Genomic DNA, 1,155 nt, shown 5'->3' with positions numbered 1-1,155 from the left:
CTGATGGGTCGTCAGATTCTCACTTCCTCAGCAGGCTAGTCCCGCACCCCTGGACCGACAAGGCGCCGAGCCCTACGCTCTGCCCACGATCTGACTGTCCGTCAGCTCCATCACGGTCACAGGGGGCCGCCGCCGTGAACGACACCGCCCACGCACTGAGCGCATCCCGCACCCTCTGGGAACTGGTCGCCCGCCGGGCCGACCTCACCCCCGACCGCCCGGTCCTCCTCCAGGGCGACCGCACCCTGAGCTTCGGCGAGTTGCGCGACCGCGCCGAACGGGTGGCGGCGGGCCTGTACGACCTGGGCGTACGCCCCGGCACGGTGGTCGCCTGGCAGCTGCCCACCCGTATCGAGACCGCCCTGCTGTCCTTCGCCCTGGCCCGCCTGGGCGCCGTGCAGTCCCCGGTGATCCCCTTCTACCGCGACCGCGAGGTCGGCTTCGCGCTCAGGGAGTCCAAGGCCGAGTACTTCGCCGTACCGGGCGAGTGGCGCGGGTTCGACCACACGGCGATGGCGCGGCGGCTCGGCGCGAAGGGTGTGTTCGAGGCGTACGACGTGCTGCCGGACGGCGATCCCGCCGTGCTGCCCGCGCCGCCCGCCGAGGGCACCTCGGTCCGCTGGATCTACTGGACCTCGGGGACGACGTCCGACCCCAAGGGGGTCCTCCACACGGACCGTTCGCTGATCGCGGGCGGTTCGTGTCTCGCGCACGCGCTGCGGCTGTCGGCCGCCGACGTGGGCTCGATGGCCTTCCCGTACGCGCACATCGCCGGGCCCGACTACACGGTGATGCTGCTGCTGTACGGCTTCCCCGCGGTGATGTTCGAGCAGTTCGCGCTGCCGGAGGCGCTCTCGGAGTACCGGCGGCACGGGGTGACGGTGGCGGGCGGTTCGACGGCGTTCTACTCGATGTTCCTCGCCGAGCAGCGCAAGCGGCCCTCCGAGCCGGTCATCCCCTCGCTGCGGCTGCTGGCGGGCGGCGGGGCGCCGAAGCCGCCGGAGGTGTACCACTCCGTCGTCCGGGAGATGGGCGTGCAGCTCACCCACGGGTACGGCATGACCGAGGTCCCGATGATCACGATGGGGGCGCCGGACGACACGGCCGAGAACCTCGCGACGACGGAGGGCAGGCCGCCGGCGGGCATGGAGATAC

The 1,155-nt window shown here is 71.9% G+C and carries 1 protein-coding gene; it reads left to right on the top strand.

Annotation, left to right across the window (positions count from 1 at the left end; translation table 11 throughout):
• Positions 1-134 precede the first annotated feature (134 nt).
• On the top strand, positions 135-1,155 hold a 1,021-nt coding region (locus tag ACFRCG_RS48675; RefSeq protein ID WP_380043105.1), incomplete at its 3' end, for an AMP-binding protein.

Origin of the sequence: Embleya sp. NPDC056575 (assembly GCF_042793325.1) — a bacterium.
Classification (GTDB): Bacteria; Actinomycetota; Actinomycetes; order Streptomycetales; family Streptomycetaceae; genus Embleya.
This window is presented reverse-complemented; position numbering and strand designations above follow the sequence as displayed.